Origin of the sequence: Aeromicrobium sp. Leaf245 (genome assembly GCF_942548115.1) — a bacterium.
Lineage (GTDB): Bacteria > Actinomycetota > Actinomycetes > Propionibacteriales > Nocardioidaceae > Aeromicrobium.
Map to the genome: position 1 here is coordinate 1817097 of NZ_OW824151.1, position 21165 is coordinate 1838261.

A 21165-nucleotide genomic window follows, 5' to 3' on the forward strand; every position below is an offset into this window, starting at 1 on the left:
AGCTCGCCGCTGATGACGGCTCGAACGCTGTGCCTGACAGGGTACCCCGCAGGCGGGGGAGCCGGGGCACAGGGCGAAGTTGTGCGGTGGACCTGCCGGGTCTACTGTCTGGCCATGCCCAAGACCACCCTGGCCGTGCGGGCGGACGAAGATCCGTGGACCGCCGACGAGACCGCGGCCATCCGCGTCGAGCTGGAGGACGACCTCCTCCGCCTGCGCAAGGAGCTCGACCTCTCCGCCAAGGAGCTGCAGGACCTGTTGCGGGACGGCGTCGACGGTGCCGGCAACGACCAGGCCGACGTCGGCTCCAACAGCCTCGAGCGTGACGCCGAGATGTCCCTGGCCGCCAACCAGCGCGAGCTGCTGCTGCAGACCGAGAAGGCCCTCGACCGGCTCGGCAAGGGCACCTACGGCGTGTGCGAGGTGTGCGGCGAGGCGATCGGCAAGATGCGTCTGCAGGCCTTCCCCCGCGCCACGCTGTGCAAGGAGTGCAAGCAGCGCGAGGAGCGTCGCTGAGCCGAGCCCGGCTCGTGTGGTGGCACGTGGGACGATGACCCACGACATGCCTGAATCCTCCGACGCGACGCCCGAGCCCTCCAGCGCCGTGCCCGCGCCCCGCCGCCGGGTCCTCCCGCTGTTCCTCGCCGCCGTGGCGGTCGCCTGGGTCGTCGACCAGGTCACCAAGGTCCTGGCCGTCGAGCGGCTGGCCGACCGAGACGAGCCGATCCGGCTCCTGCCCGACGTCCTCGAGCTGACCTTCCTGCGCAACCCCGGTGCCGCCTTCGGCATGGGCGCGTCCATGACGGTCGTCCTCAGCATCGTGTCGGTCGTGGTGTGCGTCGTGGTGGTGCGCATGGCCGCCCGCCTGCGCGACCGGGTCTGGACCGTGGGCCTCGTGCTGCTGCTGGCCGGCGCGCTCGGCAACCTCACCGACCGCATCCTCCGCGAGCCCGGCCCCTTCCGTGGCCACGTGGTCGACTTCATCGACTACGGCGGGTTCTTCGTGGGCAACGTGGCCGACATCTACCTCACCGTCGCCGCGGTCCTCGTCGTCGTGCGCACCTGGCAGGGCGTCGGCCTCGACGGCGCACGCACCGACCCGAAGGAGCGCGCGTGAGCGACACCGACCACGGCCAGCACCCCAGCCAGCACCGCGTGATCTCCGTGCCCGAGGGCCTCGCAGGTGAGCGCGTCGACACGGCGCTCGCGCGTCTGCTGGGTCTCTCGCGCACCCGGGCGAGCGAGCTCGTGGCCGACGGGCTCGTGCTCCTCGACGGCCAGGTGCCCCAGAAGTCCGAGCGCGTCGAGCCCGGCGCCATGCTCGAGGCCACCATCCCGGCTCCGCGGACCGCCACCGTCGTGGCCGAGGTCGTGGAGGGCATGAGCATCGTCTTCCAGGACGACGACATCGTCGTCGTCGACAAGCCGGTCGGCGTGGCTGCACACCCCAGCGTCGGCTGGGAGGGCCCGACCGTGGTCGGGCACCTCGCGGGTGCGGGCGTGCGGATCTCGACGTCGGGCGCACCGGAGCGGCAGGGCATCGTGCAGCGGCTCGACGTCGGCACGAGCGGGCTCATGACGATCGCCAAGTCCGAGCGGGCCTACACGGTGCTCAAGCAGGCGTTCCGCGACCGGACCGTCGAGAAGACCTACCACGCGCTCGTCCAAGGCCACCCCGACCCGCACACCGGCACCATCGACGCCCCCATCGCGCGGCACCCCCGGCACGACTTCAAGTTCACGGTGCGCGCGGACGGCCGTCCGAGCATCACCCACTACGACACGCTCGAGGCGCACCGCTTCGCCTCGCTCCTGACGATCAAGCTCGAGACCGGTCGCACCCACCAGATCCGCGTGCACATGAGCGCGCTGCACCACCCGTGCGTCGGTGACCTGCAGTACGGCGCCGATCCGACGCTCGCCGCCCGGGTCGGCCTGGACCGCCAGTGGCTGCACGCCAAGCACCTCGGATTCGTCCACCCCACGACGGGGGAGCGCGTCGACTTCGAGAGCCCCTACCCCGCGGACCTCGCGCAGGCCCTCGACGTCGTCCGCAGTGCTGACTGACGAGCGCCGCCGATGAGGTACTGGCTCGCGGGAGCCCTCGAGGCGAGGCCGCTGGCCGACGAACCCGACCTGGCCGGCCCGTCGGTGGTGGCCGCCCTGGCCGCGGCCGGTCTCGACCGCGAGGTCGGCGTGGTGGCGATCGATCCCGCGCTGTCGGACACCGCCGCCAACCAGGAGGCGTACGGCGTGCCGCCGGAGGCGCTCGCGAACTGCGTGGTGGTGGGCGGACGTCGTGACGGGCAGGAGCGGGTCGCCGCGTGCGTCGTCCTGGCGTCCACCCGCGCCGACGTGAACGGCGTGGTCAAGCGCGTGCTCGACGTGCGCAAGGCGTCGTTCCTGCCCCACGAGGACGCGGTCGAGCGCACCGGGATGGAGCACGGAGGCATCACCCCCTTCGGCCTGCCGGACGGCTGGCGGGTGCTCGTCGACGCCGCCGTCGTCGCGCAGCCGGTGCTCGTCATGGGTTCGGGTGTCCGGGCGTCCAAGCTGCTCCTGGACGGCTCGGTCCTGGCCCGTGTGCCGGGGGTCGAGGTCGTCGACGGCCTCGGTCGCCGCGCCTGAGCCACGTCGTGGCCGGGGAGCCCGACCGGTCTGGGAAGATGAGCGCATGTCCAGCCAGCGCGTGCGCCAGTCCGAGAAGCTGAGGGATGTCCTCTACGACATCCGCGGACCCGTCAGTGCCCGTGCCGCCGCCCTCGAGGCCGAGGGCCACCGCATCCTCAAGCTGAACATCGGCAACCCCCAGCCCTTCGGCTTCGACGCACCCGCCGAGATCCTCCAGGACGTCATCGCCGCCCTGCCCGGCTCGGCCGGCTACTCCGACTCCCGCGGCATCCAGTCCGCTCGTCGGGCGGTCGTGCACCACTACCAGCTCGTCGACGACTTCCCGGCGATCGACATCGACGACGTGTGGATCGGCAACGGGGTCTCCGAGCTCATCCAGATGGCGTTGCAGGCGCTGCTGGACAACGGCGACGAGGTCCTCATCCCGATCCCCGACTACCCGTTGTGGACCGCGGTCACGAACCTGGCCGGAGGGACGCCGGTCCACTACCGCTGCGACGAGCAGAACGAGTGGAACCCCGACCTCGAGGACCTCGAGTCCAAGATCACCGACCGCACGAAGGTGATCGTCGTCATCAACCCCAACAACCCGACGGGTGCGGTCTACTCGCGGGAGACGCTCGCGGGCATCGCCGACCTCGCCCGCCGGCACGGCCTGGTCCTCATGGCCGACGAGATCTACGACAAGATCCTCTACGACGACGCCCAGCACCACTCCCTGGCCGGGATCGCCCCCGACGTGCTCACCCTCACCTTCAACGGCCTGTCGAAGGCGTACCGGGTGTGCGGCTACCGGGCGGCGTGGCTCGTGGTCACCGGGCCGCTGGAGGGCGCTCGCGACTACCTCGAGGGCATCACCCTCCTGGCGTCGATGCGGCTGTGCCCGAACGTGCCTGCGCAGAACGCGATCCAGGTGGCGCTCGGCGGCTACCAGAGCATCAAGGACCTGGTGCTCCCCGGTGGGCGCCTGGTCGAGCAGCGCGACACGGCCGTCGCGGAGCTGGAGAAGATCCCCGGCGTCTCCGTCGTGCGGCCCAAGGGTGCGCTCTACGTGTTCCCGAGGCTCGACCCCGAGGTGCACCCCATCAAGGACGACCAGCAGCTCGTCCTCGACCTGCTGCTGGCCGAGAAGATCCTGCTCACGCAGGGCACCGGGTTCAACTGGCCCGAGCCCGACCACCTGCGCATCGTCACGCTGCCCTGGGCCGCGGACCTCAGCGACGCGATCCAGCGACTCGGGAACTTCCTCAGCAGCTATCGACAGGACTGACGGGGTGGACCCCGGGACACGCACGACGGCGACGTGGGCGGTGGCCGGCGCGCTGGTCGTCGTGGTGGTGAGCGGTGCGGTCGTCGGCACCCGCGACGTCGGCCGGGCGCTCACGCCCCAGGTCGAGCAGGCCGTGCGGTCGACGGCTCCCGACCAGGTCGGCGTCGAGGTCACGGGTCGCGAGGTCCGCATCGACCCGTGGTCGGCGTCGGACGCGGTGGTGCAGCGGACCGTCGACGCCGTCGAGGACGTGCCAGGGGTGCGCTCGGTGGAGGTGCGTCCGATCGACGTGGGCACGTCGCCGCGGCCGACGTCGACCGCGGAGGACATCGACCTCGCCCTCGAGGTGTCGCCCACCGGGGTGGCGTTCTCCAGCGCGGTCCCCAGCAAGGCCCTGGCCGACGAGATCGGTCGGCGGGTGGCCAGGGTGCGCGGCGTGCCGGTGGCGGTCGACCTGGCCGTGGACACCACGCTCGCGAGGCCGCGCTGGTGGCCGGCGCTCGGTGCGGTGCTCGACGACACCGCCCAGGTCGACGACCTGCGACTGACGATCCGCGACGGCGTCCTCGAGGTCGAGGGGACGACGGCTGCCCCGACGACGCGGGCCCGGGTCGCGGCCGCCCTGGAGGAGCAGCAGGCGGTCGACGACGTGCGGGTCTCGCTCACGGCCGGGGCCACGCGTCTCGGTCGGCGGCAGGCCCAGGTCCTCGAGGGCACACGGATCACCTTCGGGATCGGGAGCGACGTGCTCGGCCCACGAGGTCGCGCCGACCTGGACCGCGTCGCCGCGGTGATGGCACGCACGGACGTCTCGCTCGACGTGCTCGGTCACGCCGGGCCCGCCGACCCCGAGCGGGGTGACTCGCTCGCCGCCGACCGGGCGGCCGTGGTGCGTGCCTACCTCGTGGCGCGTGGCGTCCCGGCCGGTCGCCTCGTCTCCACCGCGATCGGCTCGGGCGACGATCGAGGCATCGACCCCCGGTCGGCGCTGTACCGTCGGGTCGACTTCCGAGTGGAGGAACGCTGATGTCCGTGTACACCGCAGGCGAGATCGTCGTGTGGCTGGTGCTCGCCGCCGCTCTCGGCGTCGCGCTGGGCTGGCTGCTCGGCTCGCGCCGGCGCGCCGCTCCCGGCACCGGGACGGGGTCGACCACGTCCGCCGACCGCTGGACCGTCCCCGGTCCCGAGACGCGGTACGGCTCGTCGGACCCGGTCCGGCCGCGGCCGGCCGCCCAGGCCGCCCAGCCGGCTCAGGAGCCGGAACGTCCCGCCCCGGGCTCGGTGGGCCCCTTCCGCGGCTCGGCCCTGCCCGGACCCGGGGGTGGGTCGCCCGGCCCCGGCTACGAGGTGAAGGCGAACGTCGACTCCCTGACCTACTACCTCCCCGGGTCCCCGGCGCACGCCCGGGTGACCGCGGACGTCTGGTTCAAGGACGCGGAGGCGGCGCGCACGGCGGGCTTCCGGCCACCGCCCTCGCAGGGCTGACCGGTCCTGGAGCCAGCTGGTCCGCGATCCGCGACCTTCGGCTGATGCGTTCTGTCCGTGGCTCACGGCATGATCGTCCCAGCGGTCTTCCAGTTCGGAGGACCACCAGGAAGGTGTGCTCATGGCCGACATGATCCGGGCGACCGGTCTCGTCAAGCGCTACAAGGGGGTCGAGGCGCTGTCGGGGCTCGACCTCGCGGTGCCGGAAGGCACCGTCCTCGGCCTCCTCGGGCCGAACGGTGCCGGCAAGACCACGGCGGTCCGCATCCTCGCCACCCTGCTGAAGGCCGACGGCGGCACGGCCGAGGTCGCGGGCATCGACGTCGCGAAGGACCCCGACGGGGTCAAGGCCCGCATCGGGCTCTCGGGGCAGTACGCCGCGGTCGACGAGTACCTCACCGGCTTCGAGAACCTCGACATGATCGGCCGGCTCTACGGACTCGGGCGCTCCGCGTCGCGGACCCGGGCACGTGAGCTGCTCGAGCGCTTCGACCTCGCGGAGGCGGGGGACCGGCCCTCCAAGACCTACTCCGGCGGCATGCGACGTCGGCTTGACCTCGCGGGCGCCCTCGTCGCCGCGCCGCCGGTGCTCATCCTCGACGAGCCCACCACCGGGCTCGACGTGCGGGCCCGCCAGCAGATGTGGGGCGTCATCCAGGAGCTGGTCGACTCCGGCGCCACCCTGCTGCTGACCACGCAGTACCTGGAGGAGGCCGACCTGCTGGCCGACGACATCGTGGTGATCGACTCCGGTCGCGCCATCGCGAGGGGCACCGCCGACGAGCTCAAGTCCCGTACCGGCGGCGAGCGTGTCGAGATCGTGGTCGCCGACCCCGCCCACCGTGACACCGCCGCCAGGATCCTGGCCGGCGTCGCCATCGGCGACGTCCAGGTCGACGCCAACGGCCGCGGGGTGGCCGCACCCGTCACCGACGGCGCCAGGCAGCTGGCGGTGGTCCTGCAGGGCCTGCAGGACGAGCATGTCGCCGTGGTCGACATCGGGCTGCGGCGGCCGACGCTCGACGACGTGTTCCTCAGCCTGACCGGGCACGCCGCCGAGCGCGAGTCCGCCACCGAGACCGACGAGCAGGAAGAGGCATCCGCATGAGCGCCGCCCGGGTCGCGAGCGACGGCTGGGTCGTCGCCAAGCGCAACGTCATCAAGATCAAGCGGGTCCCCGAGATCCTGGTCTTCGTCCTGATCTCGCCCATCATGTTCGTGCTGCTGTTCGCCTTCGTCTTCGGCAACGCCATCGACGCGGGGGAGGGCCTCAACTACCGCGAGTTCCTCATCGGCGGCATCTTCGCCCAGACCGTGGTGTTCGGTGCCACCTTCACCGGGGCCGGCCTGGCCGAGGACATGCAGAAGGGCATCATCGACCGCTTCCGCTCGCTGCCCATGTCCAGCTCCGCGGTGCTGGTGGGGCGGACGACGTCGGACATCATCTACAACGTCCTCTCGCTGATCATCATGGCGCTCACCGGGCTGCTGGTGGGCTGGCGGGCGCGCGAGGGTGTCCTCGACATGCTCGCGGGCTTCCTCCTGCTGCTGCTGTTCGCCTACGCCGTCAGCTGGATCATGGGCTACATCGGCCTGCTGGTGCCCAGCGTCGAGGTGATCAACAACGCCTCGTTCATCGTCATCATGCCGCTGACGTTCGTCTCCAACGCGTTCGTGCCCACGGAGAGCTTCAACTCCTTCCTGCGGCCGTTCGTGGAGTGGAACCCGGTCTCGGCCGTCACCCAGGCGTGCCGCGAGCTGTTCGGCAACACCAGCGCCTCGGTGCCCGTGCCCGACGCCTGGTCGATGCAGCACCCGGTGCTGTACACGCTCATCTGGGTGGTGCTGATCCTCGCCGTCTTCGTCCCCCTCTCGATCCGCCAGTACAACATCGCCGGCTCCCGCTGACGGCCACTGCTCGCACGGAGCAGCCCGCCCCGAGGTGGGCGTCCTGCCGACGTCGCGCGGATCCTGCCGATGTGGCCCGGGCCGGGTTCGTCGGCGGTTACCATCGGTCGGCACGTCACCACCACGTCGGGGAGAAGCATGAACGCGTTGGATCGTCGGACCCTCCTGCTCGGATCGGCGGGGCTCCTGGTCGCGTCGTGCTCCTCCGGGGGCTCCTCGCCCGGCACGGAGGCGACGAAGGGCCCGAAGATCCACCGCCCGAACGCCGGGAACGCGGTCACCCAGGACGACGTCGCCGCGCTGCGCGACCAGCTGAACACCGCCTTCGGCACGGGCGACGTCGAGAAGCTCCTGCAGGTGATCAAGGGGGACGACTACTCCCTCGACGACGTGCGTGCGCGCTGGAGCCGGCGCTTCGAGAACTTCGGCCGGCTCGGCTTCATCGACGGCGAGTGGTACGTGGGCGTGCCGGGCGGGCGCACCCGCAACGGTGCCGGCGGCATCGTCGAGTACGACGGCGACCTCGTCTTCGCCCACCAGGTCCGCGGCGCCGACGGCCAGCAGGTGGTCGAGACCTACCGGGCCAGCTTCCGCAAGGCGGACGAGAAGTCCCCGCTGGAGCTGCTGAGGATCGGCGAGCCGGAGGAGAGCTACGACCCGTCCTTCTGGGACGTCGCCGACATCGACGCGATCGAGACCAAGCACACCTACCTCGCCTTCCGCTCGAAGGACGCGGCCACCGCCAAGCGCATCTCCGGCACGATCGAGGCCGGCGCCAAGCGCGCCTTCGACCTGATGCCACGGCCGAAGGGCGTCGACAAGATCTTCTACGCGCTCACCTGGCCGAAGATCGACGGGAAGCTGTGGGGCGGCGTGGCCGTGGGCGACGCGGACGCCCACGCCTACTACCACCCGTTCCTGGACCCCGAGGAGCTCGCCAAGGGCCAGAAGAAGACGACCTCGGCGAAGGGACTGCCCAAGGGCACCGGCCGGGTCGGCATGCACCAGTCGTCGCTGACCCGCTCCGACTTCGAGGGCGTGGCCTGCCACGAGGCGGTGCACGTGCTGGCGAACCAGTGGATCACGCCCGGCGCCAAGGCCACCTGGGCCGCCGAGGGGCTGGCCACCTGGGCCGACAACGGGACATCGGGGCTGCTGGGCCGGGACGGAGGCCGGATCCGCGGACACTTCGGCCGGTTCGTCGACATCGCCGCCAAGGGCGCCGAGGGGTTCTACGACAAGAACCAGGAGGTCCGGTACAACAACTACGTCTGTGCCGCGGCCGTCTTCGCCTACCTCGAGTCCGAGCGTGGCCGCTCGTCGGTGTTCGACCAGGCCGAGTACTACTACGGCAACCCCGGCCAGGAGGGCTACGAGGGCAAGCTCGACGGGCGCACCCGCGACCTGTTCGACGACACGAGGAAGTGGCTGAACGCATGACGAGGCTCGGGGGATCCCGCTGGACCGTCCGACGGACGTGGGTGGGCCTGGCGTGCAGCGCGCTGCTGCTGGCCGGGTGCACCGGCGGTGAGGACGAGGAGAAGAAGGCCTCGCTCCCGCTGCCCGACAAGCCGCCCGCCGCGGCCGGGCCGGCCACGGGTCCCGCCCTCGAGGCGAAGGCGCTCTTCGCCGCAGCCGACGACCTCGAGGAGCAGGTCGGCTCGCTCGACACCGCGCTCGTCGAGCGTCGCTCCGGTGCGTTCATCAGCGGGTCCACCGCGGTCGGCTACTCCGTCGACGACATCTCCGGCTACGACCTGGAGTCCGGCGACCAGCTCTGGACCGCGAAGCTCGACCTCAAGGGCGGCTCGGTCTGCTTCGTGTCCCAGCCGGACCGGGCCGTGAAGCGGTTCACGGTGGTCTACGGCGACGGCACGTACTGCGCGTCCGTCGCGACCGTCCGCGTGGCCGACGGCAAGGTCCTCTCGAACATGGCCGAGCAGGACCTGGGGGCGAACTTCGAGGGCGAACCGGCGGGTGGAGCGTTCGAGAACCTCCTCACCGTCGACGGCAAGGACTACCTCATCGACATGCGCGGGGTCGTGTGGCGCGCGACCGCGAAGGAGCCCGAGCCCATCGCCCGGCTGAAGGACGACTCCTACTTCGACCTCTTCCCGTCCGCCGACGGGACGCTGCTCGTCGGGTCGCGCCTGAGCGACCCCGAGTGCAACGTCGACGCCTACGAGCTGCCCTCGTTCGAGCCGGTCTGGACCACCCCGGGCGCCACCGCCTTCCCGGACCAGGGGGCCGACTGCGTGGTCTCGCTCTCGCCGGGGGACCCGACCTGGGCCATGCAGCAGATCGGCTCGACGTACCACATGACCAAGCTCGACCCTGCGAGCGGCGAGCCCCTCGGCAGCGCCGAGGCGCCCACCTCACCGCCGGAGAAGCCGCTGGAGGAGGGCACGTTCGACCTCGCGAGCGCCGCCAACCAGTTCGACCGCTCCCTCGCCGTCGGGAAGAAGGGCGAGATGATCTTCGCCCAGGCCCGTGGGCTGTCGCGCTACTCCCTGGAGACGAAGAAGCAGACGTGGGAGCTCGACCTGACGCAGCTGGAGCAGGCGTCCGACGAGCGGTTCCCGCTGCGGACCGTGCTGCCCCAGGGCCTCACCGCCGACGGGTACCTCGTGGCGACCGTCAGCAACGACACGACCACCGAGGTCATCGCCGTCGACGCCGCCAAGGGGACCCTCGTCGGCCGGTGGCCCCTGCCGGAGGAGTACGCGAACGGCTTCCAGGTGGAGCCCGGAGCGACCCTCTACGAGGACGGGCTCGTGCTCACCCGCAACTTCGAGTCCTGGCAGCGGACCTTCGACGGCGTCGGCGAGCTCGAGGCGCCGGAGGGCGACCTCTTCGACATCGGGGTCTTCACGTTCCCCGAGCCCGGCGAGGAGGTCGCACCGCAGGACCGTCCCGTGCCCACCGCCGGCCCGATCGACGTCGACGCCGAGCCGCTGGCCTCCATCGAGGCCGACGACCCCGACGCCACGTCGTCCGTCGGCGCCGTCTACACCGGCTCCGCGGTCGTCACCTACGTGGGCAACCGCCTGCAGGCCTACGACACGAAGGGCAAGAAGACCTGGAAGGGCACCCTCGGCGACGACCCCGAGGCCCGGGTGTGCGCGGCGTCCGACCCCGACCGCAAGGCCACCTCGATCCTGCTCTCGTACCGCGAGGGCGACCGCTGCACGGGACTGATGAGGGTCGGCTCGGGCCAGGGCAAGCAGGTCGAGGTCGACGTGCCGGCGGCCAAGAAGTCCGTCGGGCGGATCGTCACCCACGACGGCACCGACTTCGTGATCGCCGAGGACGACACGATCAACCGCGTCGACGGCGACCGGCTCGTGGAGGTCGCCGACCTCGGGCTCACGCCGTACTACTGGCAGCGCACCCCGGAGGACCCGTCGCTCGTCGTCGTCTCCGCGAAGGACGCCAAGGGTGGTGACTGGACCGTGCAGGCCTTCCGGGCCCCGACGTTCGAGAAGGTCTGGTCCGCCAAGGCGTCCGCCCTGTTCGGCAAGAAGCCCGACGCCGACAACACCGTCTCCCCGTTCAGCGGGAACGGACTCTGGGTCGGCGTGACGTTCGGCACCTACACGGGCCCGGAGTCGAAGCTGTCGGACTCCCTCGTGAAGCTCGACCCGGCCACGGGCAAGGTCGTCGCCAAGACCGGCACGAAGGAGCGGGCGTACGGCGAGCCCGACCTCACGAAGCTCGACCTGACGAGCGCCGTCGTGGGTGGCTACGCCTCGGTCGGCTTCGAGGACGGGTCGGTGGTGATGACGCAGAACGGCGGCATCGTCCGGTACTCCCTCGAGGACGAGGAGATGCTCTGGACCGTCGACACCTCCTCGATCGAGACCTCGATGGAGAAGGCACGCCGCGGCACCTACCTGTCCGAGGACCTGCAGCTCACCGACGGCGGACGCTCGGTGCTCGTCACGTTGTCGAACGAGGTGAGCACCGAGCTCATGACGATCGACGCGAGGAGCGGGAAGATCACCGGTCGGTGGAAGCTCGGGGCCGACGCCCGCAACGGGCTGCAGGTCTCGCCCGACGTGACCCCGTGGAAGGGCGGCGTGGCCCTCACCCGCAACGACTACTCGTGGTCGTCGACGTACGGACCGGACGCCCCGAACGACCCGCCGAAGGGACCGGTGCTCGACGTGGGCCTGTTCGCCCTCGACAAGCCCGCCGCCCCCAAGGACTGATCGTGCCCGGGCCGCCTCGGCGGCCCGGGCGGCCCGCGTGCCTCGGCCGATGCGTCGGGAGGGTCACGTAGGCTGAGGTCCTTCCCCTCCTCCGCCCCTCGGGGCCGTCCGTCCGCCATGTCTGGAGGCGCATCACCCGATGCCGAGCGACTCGTCCTTCGTGCACCTGCACAACCACACGGAGTACTCGATGCTCGACGGTCACGCGTTGCTCGACGGCATGTTCGAGCGCACCGCGTCGCTCGGGATGCCGGCCATCGCGATGACGGACCACGGCAACGTGCACGGCGCCTACGACTTCTGGTCCAAGGCCCGGTCGCACGGCGTCAAGCCGATCATCGGGCTCGAGGCCTACCTGACGCCGGGCACCCACCGCAGCGAGCGGCGCAAGGTCAAGTGGGGCCGTGGTGTCAGCGGTGACGAGGAGGAGGGCGGCAAGGACGTCGCCGGTGGTGGCGCCTACACGCACATGACCATGCTCGCCTCCACCACGGAGGGCATGCACAACCTGTTCCGGCTGTCGTCGCTGTCCAGCCTGGAGGGCTACTACTACAAGCCGCGCGCCGATCGCGACCTCCTGCAGCGCTACGGCACGGGGCTCATCGCCACCACGGGGTGTCCGTCGGGCGAGGTGCAGACGCGGCTCCGCCTCGGTCAGTACGACGAGGCGGTCCAGGCCGCTGCCGACTTCCAGGACATCTTCGGCAAGGGCAACTTCTTCCTCGAGCTGATGGACCACGGCATCCCCATCGAGAAGGAGGTCCGCGACGACCTCCTGCGGCTGGGCAAGCAGCTGGGCCTGCCGCCCGTCGCGACCAACGACTGCCACTACACGCACCCCGAGGACGCCGCCGCGCACGACGCGCTGATCTGCGTCGCGTCGGGCAAGTCCGTCGCCGATCCCAAGCGGCTCAAGTTCGACGGCGGCGGCTACTACGTGAAGTCCGCGGCCGAGATGCGCGAGCTGTGGGAGGACCGCTTCGACATGAAGGAGGCGTGCGACAACACGCTCCTCATCGCCGAGCGCTGCGACGTGGAGTTCACCGAGTCCAACGGCGGCTACATGGCCCGGGCCGACGTGCCGGCGGGCGAGACCGAGGAGAGCTGGTTCGTCCAGGAGGTCTGGCGCGGCATCGAGGCCCGCTACCCGGGCGACGCCCTCACCCAAGCCGTGCGCGACCGGGTCGAGATGGAGCTCGAGGTCATCAAGACCAAGGGGTACTGCGGCTACTACCTCGTGGTCGCCGACTTCATCAACTGGTCGAAGGACAACGGCATCCGCGTCGGTCCCGGCCGTGGCTCGGGCGCCGGCTCGATCGCCGCGTACGCGCTGCGCATCACCGACCTCTGCCCCCTCACGCACGGCCTCATCTTCGAGCGGTTCCTCAACCCCGAGCGTCCGTCGATGCCCGACTTCGACATCGACTTCGACGAGCGTCGTCGCAGCGAGGTCATCCGCTACGTCAGCGACAAGTACGGCAACGACCGCGTGGCCTACATCGCCACCTTCGGCCGGCTCAAGGCCAAGGCCGCCATCAAGGACGCCAACCGCGTGCTCGACTACCCGTTCAACATGGGCGAGCGGATCACCAAGGCGCTGCCGGCCGACATCATGGGCAAGGGCGTGCCCCTCAAGCAGCTGTTCGACCCCCAGCACAAGCGCTACAACGACGGCAAGGAGTTCCGCGACCTCCACGAGAGCGACGCCGAGGTCCGCAAGATCTACGACACGGCGCTCGGGCTCGAGGGCCAGATCCGCAACTGGGGCGTGCACGCCGCCGGCGTGATCATGAGCAGCGAGCCGCTCATCGACATCGTGCCGATCATGCGGCGCGAGCAGGACGGCGCGATCATCACGCAGTTCGACTACCCGATGTGCGAGGCGCTCGGGCTGGTCAAGATGGACTTCCTGGGGCTGCGCAACCTCACCGTCCTCGACGACGCGCTCATCAACATCAGGGCCAACCGCGGCGAGGAGGTCGTGCTCGAGGACCTGACCTTCGACGACCCGGCCACCTACGACCTGCTGTCGCGGGGCGACACGCTCGGCGTGTTCCAGCTCGACGGTGGTCCCATGCGTGCCCTGCTGCGCAGCATGCGTCCGGACAAGTTCGAGGACATCTCGGCCGTGGGCGCGCTCTACCGTCCCGGCCCGATGGGTGCGGACTCGCACAACAAGTACGCCCGGCGCAAGAACGGTCGCGAGAGCATCGAGCCCATCCACCCCGAGCTGGAGGAGCCGCTCAAGGACGTCCTGGGGGAGACCTACGGCCTCATCGTCTACCAGGAGCAGGTGATGGAGATCGCCCAGGTGCTGGCGGGCTTCAGCCTCGGCCAGGCCGACAACCTGCGGCGTGCCATGGGCAAGAAGAAGAAGGAGGAGCTCGACAAGCAGTACGCCGGGTTCCAGGCCGGCATGCTCGAGCGGGGCTACTCCCAGCCGGCCATCACGGCGCTGTGGGAGATCCTGCTGCCCTTCTCCGACTACGCCTTCAACAAGGCGCACTCGGCCGCCTACGGCGTCATCTCCTACTGGACGGCCTACCTCAAGGCCAACTACCCGGCCGAGTACATGGCGGCGCTGCTCACCAGCACCCGCGGCGACAAGGACAAGTCGGCCATCTACCTCGCCGAGTGCCGACGGCTCGGCATCCAGGTCCTGCCGCCCGACGTCAACGACTCGGTCTCCAACTTCGCCTCCGTCGGGGAGGACATCCGATTCGGGCTCGGCGCGATCCGCAACGTCGGCGAGAACGTGGTGGCCGGGATCGTGGCCGGTCGCGAGGAGAACGGCCCCTACACCGACTTCACCGACTTCCTCGACAAGGTCCCCACCCACGTGTGCAACAAGCGCGTGCTCGACTCGCTCATCAAGGCCGGCGCCTTCGACTCCCTCGGCCACCGGCGGCGGGCGTTGACGACCATCGCCGAGGACGCCGTCGACCAGTACATCGACCTCAAGCGCAACGCCGCCATCGGCCAGGACTCCCTGTTCGGGGGCATGGACGACGCGTTCACCGGCGTCACGGTCGCGGTCCCGCAGATGCCTGAGTGGGAGAAGACCCAGCTGCTCGCGTTCGAGCGCGACATGCTGGGTCTGTACGTCTCCGACCACCCGCTCGCCGGTCTGGAGCACGTGCTCAAGGCCAGCAGCGACTGCTCGATCGGCGACCTCATCGCCGACGCCGAACGACCCGACGGCACCACCGTGCGCGTGTGCGGTCTCATCACGGCCGTGCAGCGCCGGCTCAGCAAGAAGGGCGACACGTGGGCCCTCGTGACCGTCGAGGACCTCGACGGCAGCGTCGACGTGATGGTCTTCCCCGGCGCCTACAACCTCGCTGCGCCGGTGCTGGTGCCCGACACCGTCGTGGTCGTCAAGGGTCGCCTGCGCCGCAAGGACGACAGCATCGAGCTGAACGCGCTCGAGGTGACGTTGCCGGCCATGGGCTCGGGCGGACAGTCCGACGCCCCCGTGGTCGTCACCCTGCCGGTGGCGCGGTGCACGAGCGACACGATCGGCAGGTTCAAGCAGGTGCTCGGCAACCACCCGGGCATGACCGAGGTGCACCTGCGCCTCGTCGGCACCGGCACCACCAAGGTCATGCGGCTCGACGACGGGCTGCGGGTCAAGCCGTCCTCGTCGCTCATCGCCGACCTCAAGGAGCTCCTGGGGCCACATTGTCTGGGGTGAGCGGGGGCCACGGTGCCCGCGGCGCGATCGGGCGAGCCGTGCTGGCGGTCCTCGTCCTGCTCCTGGTCTCGGTCGGCGCGGGTGCGCTGTGGATCGGGCTCTCCCGTCCGCCGGAGTGGCTCGTCACCGAGCAGGGGATCGTCCTCACCGAGGAGGCCTCCGGCCTGCAGGTCGGCGTCGAGCTGCTGTTCGTGGCGATCGGGGCCGCACTGAGCCTGGTGTGGGCGGTCGTGGTGGGCTTCGTGCTGCGTCGCCTCGGCTGGGTCCTGGCACCGATCGTCGTCGCCGGCACCCTCCTGGCGTCGGTCGTCACGTGGCGCGTGGGTCTCTGGCTGGGACCGGGCGACCCGGCGGCGACGACGGACCCGCAGATCGGCGACCTCATCCCGGCTCAGCCGGCGGTCGACGCCCTCGCCTCGTTCCTCGTGTGGCCGATCGCCGGTCTGCTCGGCCTGCTGCTCATCACGTGGGCCACCGGGCGTCGTTCCCGCGTCAGCGTGCCAGCGGACCCAGCGTCGCTGCGGTGAGCCGCACCAGGTCCGTCGGTGCCAGCTCGACCTCGAGCCCCCGTCGGCCCGCGGACACGTGCACGGTGTCCCAGTCCAGCACCGACGCGTCGATCGCCGTGCGGAGCCGACGTCGTTGGCCGAGCGGGGAGATGCCGCCCAGCACGTAGCCGGTGGCCTTCTCGGCGCGCTGCGGGTCGGCCATCTGGGCGCGCTTGTGCCCGAGGGCCGCCGCCAGGGCCTTGAGGTCGAGCTGGGCGGTCACGGGCACGACGCCCACGGCCAGCTCGCCGTCGACGTCCGCCAGGAGGGTCTTGAAGATCCGCGCCGGCTCCACGCCGAGGGCCTCGGCGGCCTCGAGCCCGTACGAGGTGGCACGCGGATCGTGCTCGTAGCGGTGCACGCGGTGCTCCACGCCGGCACGTCGCACGGCGGCCAGGGCCGGCGTGGCCTCAGGCTTCGTCGGTCTCACCACGGGGCTCCTCCTCGTGCGGTGGCCGCTCGATGGTCGACCGGACCAGCAGGCCGACGACCAGCGCCCAGAACGCTGCCCCGACGCCGAGCAGCTGCAGCCCCGAGGCGGCGACCAGGAACGTGACCGCGGCGCTCGTCCGCCCGTGCGCGTCCTGCAGGGCCGCGACGATCGACGCGGCGAAGGTGGACAGCAGTGCGAGCCCGGCCACCGTCTCGACGATGCCGGCCGGCGCCTTCTCGGTGACGGCCACGAGGGCGCCCGAGGTGAACGCCAGGACCAGCGCGGTGAGCCCCGCGACGAACGCGGCCACCCACCGGCGGGACCGGTCACCGGCCTGCTCACCGGCGGCGAGCGCGGCCGAGATGGCGGCGAGGTTGATCGCGTGACCGCCGAAGACCGCAGCGACCCCGGTTCCCGCGCCGGTCGTCACCATCGAGGCGCGCCACGGGACGGTGTAGCCGAAGCTGCGCATCACCGCGACGCCCGGGATGTTCTGCGACGCCAGGGTCACGACGGTCAGCGGGAGCGCGATGCCGACGACGGACGCGACCGTGAGCACGGGTGCCGTGGGCTCGAGACGGGGGAGCAGCGACGCGGCCTCCAGCGTGGTCCCCCTGTCGACGAGCGAGACGGCGATGACGACGAGGGCCGTGAGCAGGGCCAGCGGGACGGCCCACCGGGTCGCCCACCGGGTGCCCAGCAGCCACACGACGATCACCGGGCCGACCGCCCAGGGCGACGCCGCGAACGCCGTGAAGGGGGCGAGGCAGAGCTGGAGCAGCACGCCGGCGAGCATCGCCTGGGCCAGCGGGACGGGGATGGCAGCCGCCAGCCGGCCGAGCCACGGCACGAGGCCGGTCAGGGCCAGGAGCACGCCGGTGAGCACGAACGCACCCACGGCGGCGGGCCATCCGCCGGCCACGGGGCCGGTGCTCACCAGCAGGGCGGCACCCGGGGTCGACCAGGCCAGCGTGACCGGCAGCCGTGTCCACAGGGCGAGGCCCGACATGAGCAGTCCGAACGCCACGGTGAGGGCGAACAGCCCGCTCGCGGCCTCGTCGGGCGAGGCGCCGACGGCGCGCAGACCCGCCAGCACGACGGCGAACGAGGACGTGAAGCCGACGATCGCGGTCACGACGCCGGCCACGACGGGCTGCTGCAGGTCGCGTGACGTCACGGGGCCCGATCCTAGGCGCAGGGGTGGTCCCTAGAATCGGTGCGTGATCAGACGCCTCGACCTCCGCCTCGACCCGACCGCCGAGCTGCCCCGTGCGCAGCAGGACGTCGAGCACGCGCTGGAGGTGGTGGCGCCCTTGTGCGAGGACGTCCGAGCCCGCGGCGAGGAGGCCGTCCTCGAGTACGGCGAACGCTTCGACGGTGTGCGCCCGGCGTCGCTGCGGGTGGCTCCGGAGCACCTGGCCGCCGCTCTCGCCGAGCTCGACCCGGCGATCCGGGCGGGTCTGGAGGAGTCCGTCGCCCGGCTGCGCGTGACGTGCGAGGCCGAGCTGGAGCAGACCGTCGTCACGACCGTGGCCGAGGGTGCGACCGTCGAGCGGCGGATCGTGCCCATGCAGCGCGTCGGCCTCTACGTGCCCGGCGGGCTCGCACCGCTGGTCAGCACCGTCGTCATGAACACGGTGCCGGCGCAGGTCGCGGGCGTCGGGTCCATCGCGCTCACGTCGCCCCCGCAGTCGGAGTTCGGCGGGCTCCCGCACCCCACGATCCTCGCGGCGTGCGCCCTTCTCGGCATCGACGAGGTGTACGCCGCCGGCGGAGCGCAGGCGCTCGCGCTGCTCGCTTACGGCAGCGTCGCCACCGGTGGCTCCGTGCAGCCCGTGGACCTCGTGACCGGTCCGGGCAACATCTACGTGGCCGCGGCCAAGCGCTACCTCCAGGGCACCGTGGCGATCGACTCCGAGGCCGGGCCCACCGAGATCGCCGTGATCGCCGACGACACGGCCGATCCCGCGTTCGTGGCGGCCGACATGATCAGCCAGTCCGAGCACGACCCGATGGCCGCGAGCGTCCTCGTGACGCCCAGCGACGCCCTCGCCGACGCGGTCACCGCCGAGCTGGAGCGCCAGGTCCCCACCGCCACGCACGCGGAGCGCATCACCACGTCGCTGGCCGGCCGGCAGTCCGCCATCGTGCTCGTCGACGACCTGGACCAGGCGGTCGACGTCGCGAACGCGTACGCGGCCGAGCACCTGGAGATCCAGACCGCCGACTCGGCGGCCGTCGCCGCCCGCATCGTCAACGCCGGTGCGATCTTCGTCGGCGCCTGGACGCCGGTGTCCCTCGGCGACTACGCCGCCGGGTCGAACCACGTGCTGCCCACGGCGGGCTGCGCCTGCCACTCGTCGGGACTGTCGGTGCGCGCCTTCTGCAAGAACGTGCACGTCGTCACCTACACCGAGCAGGCCCTGCGCAAGGTCGGCCACCACGTCGAGGTGCTCGCGGCTGCCGAGGACCTGCCGTCGCACGGTGCCGCCGTCGGGATCCGTACGGGATCGTCTGCCGCCCAGGGCCCGGCACCCCTGCCGGGGCGCGCCGAGTGAGCGTCCCCGACTGGGTCCCGGTGCGCGAGGAGCTCCGGGACGAGGAGCCGTACGGCGCGCCGCAGATCGACGTGCCCGTGCGCCTCAACACCAACGAGAACCCCTACGGGCCCAGCGAGGCCGCCGCCGACGACATCGCCGCGTCGGTGCGTGCCGCCGCGCTCGGGCTCAACCGGTACCCCGATCGTGAGGCGTGGTCGCTGCGGACGGCCCTCGCCGCCTACCTCACGGCCGAGGTGCCGGCGGCGGACCTCGACGCCTCGCGGGTGTGGGCGGCCAACGGCTCCAACGAGGTCATGCAGCAGATCCTGCAGGCCTTCGGCGGACCCGGCCGCACGGCGCTCTCCTTCGCCCCCACGTACTCGATGTACCCCGAGTACGCGCGCAACACCCACACGAGGTGGGTGGCCGGGCAGCGCCGCGAGGACTTCGGGATCGACGCGGCGGCCGCGGTCGCGCTCATCGAGGCCGAGCGGCCCGACGTCGTGTTCCTGACCTCGCCCAACAACCCCACCGGCACCGCGCTGGACCCTGCGCACACGCGGGCCGTGCTCGAGGCCGCGCCCGGTCTCGTCGTGGTCGACGAGGCCTACGCCGAGTTCCGCCGCGAGGGCACGCCGTCGGCGCTCGAGCTGCTCGAGGAGTTCCCGCGGCTCGTCGTCACGCGCACCATGAGCAAGGCCTTCGCGCTCGCCGGCGGGCGTCTGGGCTACCTGGCCGCGCACGCCGACGTCGTCGACGCGCTGCGCATCGTGCGGCTGCCGTACCACCTGTCGTCGGTCACCCAGGCCACGGCGGAGGCGGCGCTGCGCCACACCGACGAGCTGTTGGCCCAGGTCGACGCCCTGCGCGCCACGCGCGACGCGACGGCTGCCCGGCTCCGGGAGCACCGCTTCACGGTGGCCGACTCGGACGCCAACTTCATCCTGTTCGGTCCGTTCGACGACCGGCACGCCACGTGGCAGGCGCTGGTGGACCGCGGGGTCCTGATCCGCGAAACGGGCCCCCTAGGATGGCTGCGCGTCTCCATCGGGACGCCGTCCGAGATGGACGCGTTCTTCACGGCCTTGAAGGAGGTCACCTCGTGAGCAGCAGAACAGCACGCATCGAGCGGAAGACCTCGGAGTCGCACGTCGTCGTCGAGCTCGACCTCGACGGCACCGGCAAGCACGACATCTCGACGGGTGTCGGCTTCTACGACCACATGCTCACCGCCCTCGCCCGGCACTCGCTGGTCGACCTCACCGTCAAGACCGAGGGCGACCTGCACATCGACGCCCACCACACCGTCGAGGACACCGCGATCGCCATCGGCGACGCGCTGCGCGAGGCGCTCGGCGACAATGCCGGCATCCGTCGGTACGGCACGGCCACGATCCCCCTCGACGAGGCGATCGCCACCTGCACGGTCGACGTGTCCGGGCGGCCCTACTTCGTGCACGCGGGCGAGCCGGAGCGCCAGATCACGGTCGTGATCGGTGGCCAGTACTCCGGGTCCCTCACGTCGCACGTGCTCGAGTCGATCGCGCACCACGCGGGGCTGACGCTTCACATGACGCTGCTCGCCGGCCGCGACCCGCACCACATCGCCGAGTGCCAGTTCAAGGCGCTGGCCCGCGCGCTCCGTGAGGCGATCGAGCCCGACCCTCGGGAGACGGGCATCCCGTCGACCAAGGGCGCGCTGTAGTGACAGACGGCACGGCGCCGGTCGCGGGGCGACCCACGGTCGCGGTCCTCGACTACGGATCGGGCAACCTCCGGTCGGCGGTGCGCGCCGTCGAGCGCGCGGGGGCGGACGTCACGCTGACGTCGGACCCTGCGGTGGCCGAGACCGCCGACGGACTGCTCGTGCCGGGCGTCGGCGCGTTCGCGGCGTGCATGGCCGGCCTGCTGGAGGTCGACGGCGAACGGATCATCGAGCGCCGGCTCATCGCCGGTCGGCCGGTGCTGGGCATCTGCGTGGGCATGCAGATCCTGTTCGGCGAGGGCATCGAGCACGGTGTCCGGACGACCGGGTGCAGGGAGTGGCCCGGCGTCGTGGAGCGTCTCCAGGCGCCGATCGTCCCGCACATGGGCTGGGACACGGTCGAGCCGCCCGAGGGCTCCCGGATGTTCGCCGGTCTCGAGGGGGAGCGGTTCTACTTCGTGCACTCCTACGGCGTGCGGCGCTGGGAGCTCGACGTCGAGGGCACGTCGTTCCGCGCGCCGCAGGTCACCTGGACCGAGTACGGGGGAGACCGCTTCGTCTCCGCCGTCGAGAACGGTCCGCTCTGGGCCACGCAGTTCCACCCCGAGAAGTCCGGCGACGCCGGCCGCCGCCTGCTCGAGAACTGGCTCGCCACCCTCTGACCCGTCAGAGGTAGGTGTCGCACCGAATCCGGCCGTCGGAGGTAGGTGTCGCACCGAATCGGGTGCTGGTGGGGTGCT

At 71.5% G+C, this 21165-nt stretch carries 19 protein-coding genes; 17 read left to right on the forward strand and 2 right to left on the reverse strand.

Going from position 1 to position 21165, the window contains the following annotated elements:
• Nucleotides 1-114 precede the first annotated feature (114 nt).
• The 13 genes from NBW76_RS09005 (at nt 115) to NBW76_RS09065 (ending at nt 15726) form a co-directional block, all read left to right on the forward strand.
• Nucleotides 115-516 (forward strand): TraR/DksA C4-type zinc finger protein, encoded by a 402-nt coding sequence (locus NBW76_RS09005; protein WP_055965777.1) that lies wholly within the window; start codon nt 115-117, stop codon nt 514-516.
• Between the two features lie 46 nt (nt 517-562).
• Entirely contained in the window at nt 563-1117 is a 555-nt protein-coding gene (gene lspA, locus NBW76_RS09010; RefSeq protein WP_235493022.1) for a signal peptidase II, read from the forward strand.
• Nucleotides 1114-2067, forward strand: a complete 954-nt coding sequence (locus NBW76_RS09015) for an RluA family pseudouridine synthase (RefSeq protein WP_055965779.1) — start codon at nt 1114-1116, stop codon at nt 2065-2067. The genes lspA and NBW76_RS09015 overlap by 4 nt, the downstream gene beginning before the upstream one ends.
• Before the next feature lie 12 nt (nt 2068-2079).
• The gene (locus NBW76_RS09020; protein ID WP_055965781.1) at nt 2080-2628 is read left to right on the forward strand and encodes a YbaK/EbsC family protein; all 549 of its coding nucleotides are present in this window, start codon (nt 2080-2082) and stop codon (nt 2626-2628) included.
• Nucleotides 2629-2674: 46 nt separating this feature from the next.
• A complete protein-coding gene (locus NBW76_RS09025; RefSeq protein ID WP_055965783.1) occupies nt 2675-3901 on the forward strand; it encodes a pyridoxal phosphate-dependent aminotransferase in 1227 nt (408 codons plus the stop codon).
• A gap of 4 nt (nt 3902-3905) precedes the next feature.
• A complete protein-coding gene (locus tag NBW76_RS09030; protein WP_056555632.1) occupies nt 3906-4928 on the forward strand; it encodes an OmpA family protein in 1023 nt (340 codons plus the stop codon).
• Nucleotides 4928-5386: a hypothetical protein gene (locus NBW76_RS09035; protein ID WP_055965786.1), complete on the forward strand. Its 459-nt coding sequence runs from the start codon at nt 4928-4930 to the stop codon at nt 5384-5386. The genes NBW76_RS09030 and NBW76_RS09035 overlap by 1 nt, the downstream gene beginning before the upstream one ends.
• A 121-nt stretch (nt 5387-5507) precedes the next feature.
• A complete protein-coding gene (locus tag NBW76_RS09040) occupies nt 5508-6494 on the forward strand; it encodes an ATP-binding cassette domain-containing protein (RefSeq protein WP_055966499.1) in 987 nt (328 codons plus the stop codon).
• On the forward strand, nt 6491-7294 hold the full coding sequence (locus NBW76_RS09045; protein ID WP_055965787.1) for an ABC transporter permease: 804 nt from the start codon (nt 6491-6493) through the stop codon (nt 7292-7294). Before NBW76_RS09040 ends, NBW76_RS09045 begins: the two co-directional genes overlap by 4 nt.
• Before the next feature lie 138 nt (nt 7295-7432).
• Nucleotides 7433-8734: a hypothetical protein gene (locus NBW76_RS09050; RefSeq protein ID WP_056555635.1), complete on the forward strand. Its 1302-nt coding sequence runs from the start codon at nt 7433-7435 to the stop codon at nt 8732-8734.
• On the forward strand, nt 8731-11505 hold the full coding sequence (locus tag NBW76_RS09055; protein WP_056555637.1) for a YncE family protein: 2775 nt from the start codon (nt 8731-8733) through the stop codon (nt 11503-11505). The genes NBW76_RS09050 and NBW76_RS09055 overlap by 4 nt, the downstream gene beginning before the upstream one ends.
• 139 nt (nt 11506-11644) lie before the next feature.
• On the forward strand, nt 11645-15199 hold the full coding sequence (dnaE, locus tag NBW76_RS09060; RefSeq protein WP_056555639.1) for a DNA polymerase III subunit alpha: 3555 nt from the start codon (nt 11645-11647) through the stop codon (nt 15197-15199).
• Nucleotides 15196-15726, forward strand: a complete 531-nt coding sequence (locus NBW76_RS09065; protein WP_055965794.1) for a hypothetical protein — start codon at nt 15196-15198, stop codon at nt 15724-15726. Before dnaE ends, NBW76_RS09065 begins: the two co-directional genes overlap by 4 nt.
• On the opposite strand, the gene ybaK is transcribed toward NBW76_RS09065, so the two are convergent.
• Both ybaK and NBW76_RS09075 read right to left on the reverse strand, forming a co-directional pair.
• Nucleotides 15692-16180 (reverse strand): Cys-tRNA(Pro) deacylase, encoded by a 489-nt coding sequence (ybaK, locus tag NBW76_RS09070; protein WP_156364838.1) that lies wholly within the window; start codon nt 16178-16180, stop codon nt 15692-15694. The genes NBW76_RS09065 and ybaK overlap by 35 nt on opposite strands.
• Nucleotides 16158-17357, reverse strand: a complete 1200-nt coding sequence (locus tag NBW76_RS09075; protein WP_082480717.1) for a benzoate/H(+) symporter BenE family transporter — start codon at nt 17355-17357, stop codon at nt 16158-16160. The genes ybaK and NBW76_RS09075 overlap by 23 nt, the downstream gene beginning before the upstream one ends.
• A gap of 43 nt (nt 17358-17400) precedes the next feature.
• On the opposite strand from NBW76_RS09075, the gene hisD reads away from it, so the two are divergent.
• From hisD to hisH, 4 genes are read left to right on the forward strand one after another with little or no spacing between them, the layout of a single operon-like run.
• On the forward strand, nt 17401-18738 hold the full coding sequence (gene hisD / locus NBW76_RS09080; RefSeq protein WP_056555644.1) for a histidinol dehydrogenase: 1338 nt from the start codon (nt 17401-17403) through the stop codon (nt 18736-18738).
• Complete coding sequence (locus tag NBW76_RS09085) at nt 18735-19826, forward strand: histidinol-phosphate transaminase (RefSeq protein ID WP_056555647.1); 1092 nt, start codon at nt 18735-18737, stop codon at nt 19824-19826. Before hisD ends, NBW76_RS09085 begins: the two co-directional genes overlap by 4 nt.
• A complete protein-coding gene (gene hisB, locus NBW76_RS09090) occupies nt 19823-20425 on the forward strand; it encodes an imidazoleglycerol-phosphate dehydratase HisB (RefSeq protein WP_056555650.1) in 603 nt (200 codons plus the stop codon). The genes NBW76_RS09085 and hisB overlap by 4 nt, the downstream gene beginning before the upstream one ends.
• Nucleotides 20425-21087 (forward strand): imidazole glycerol phosphate synthase subunit HisH, encoded by a 663-nt coding sequence (gene hisH, locus NBW76_RS09095; protein ID WP_056555653.1) that lies wholly within the window; start codon nt 20425-20427, stop codon nt 21085-21087. The genes hisB and hisH overlap by 1 nt, the downstream gene beginning before the upstream one ends.
• The last annotated feature ends 78 nt before the right edge of the window (nt 21088-21165 follow it).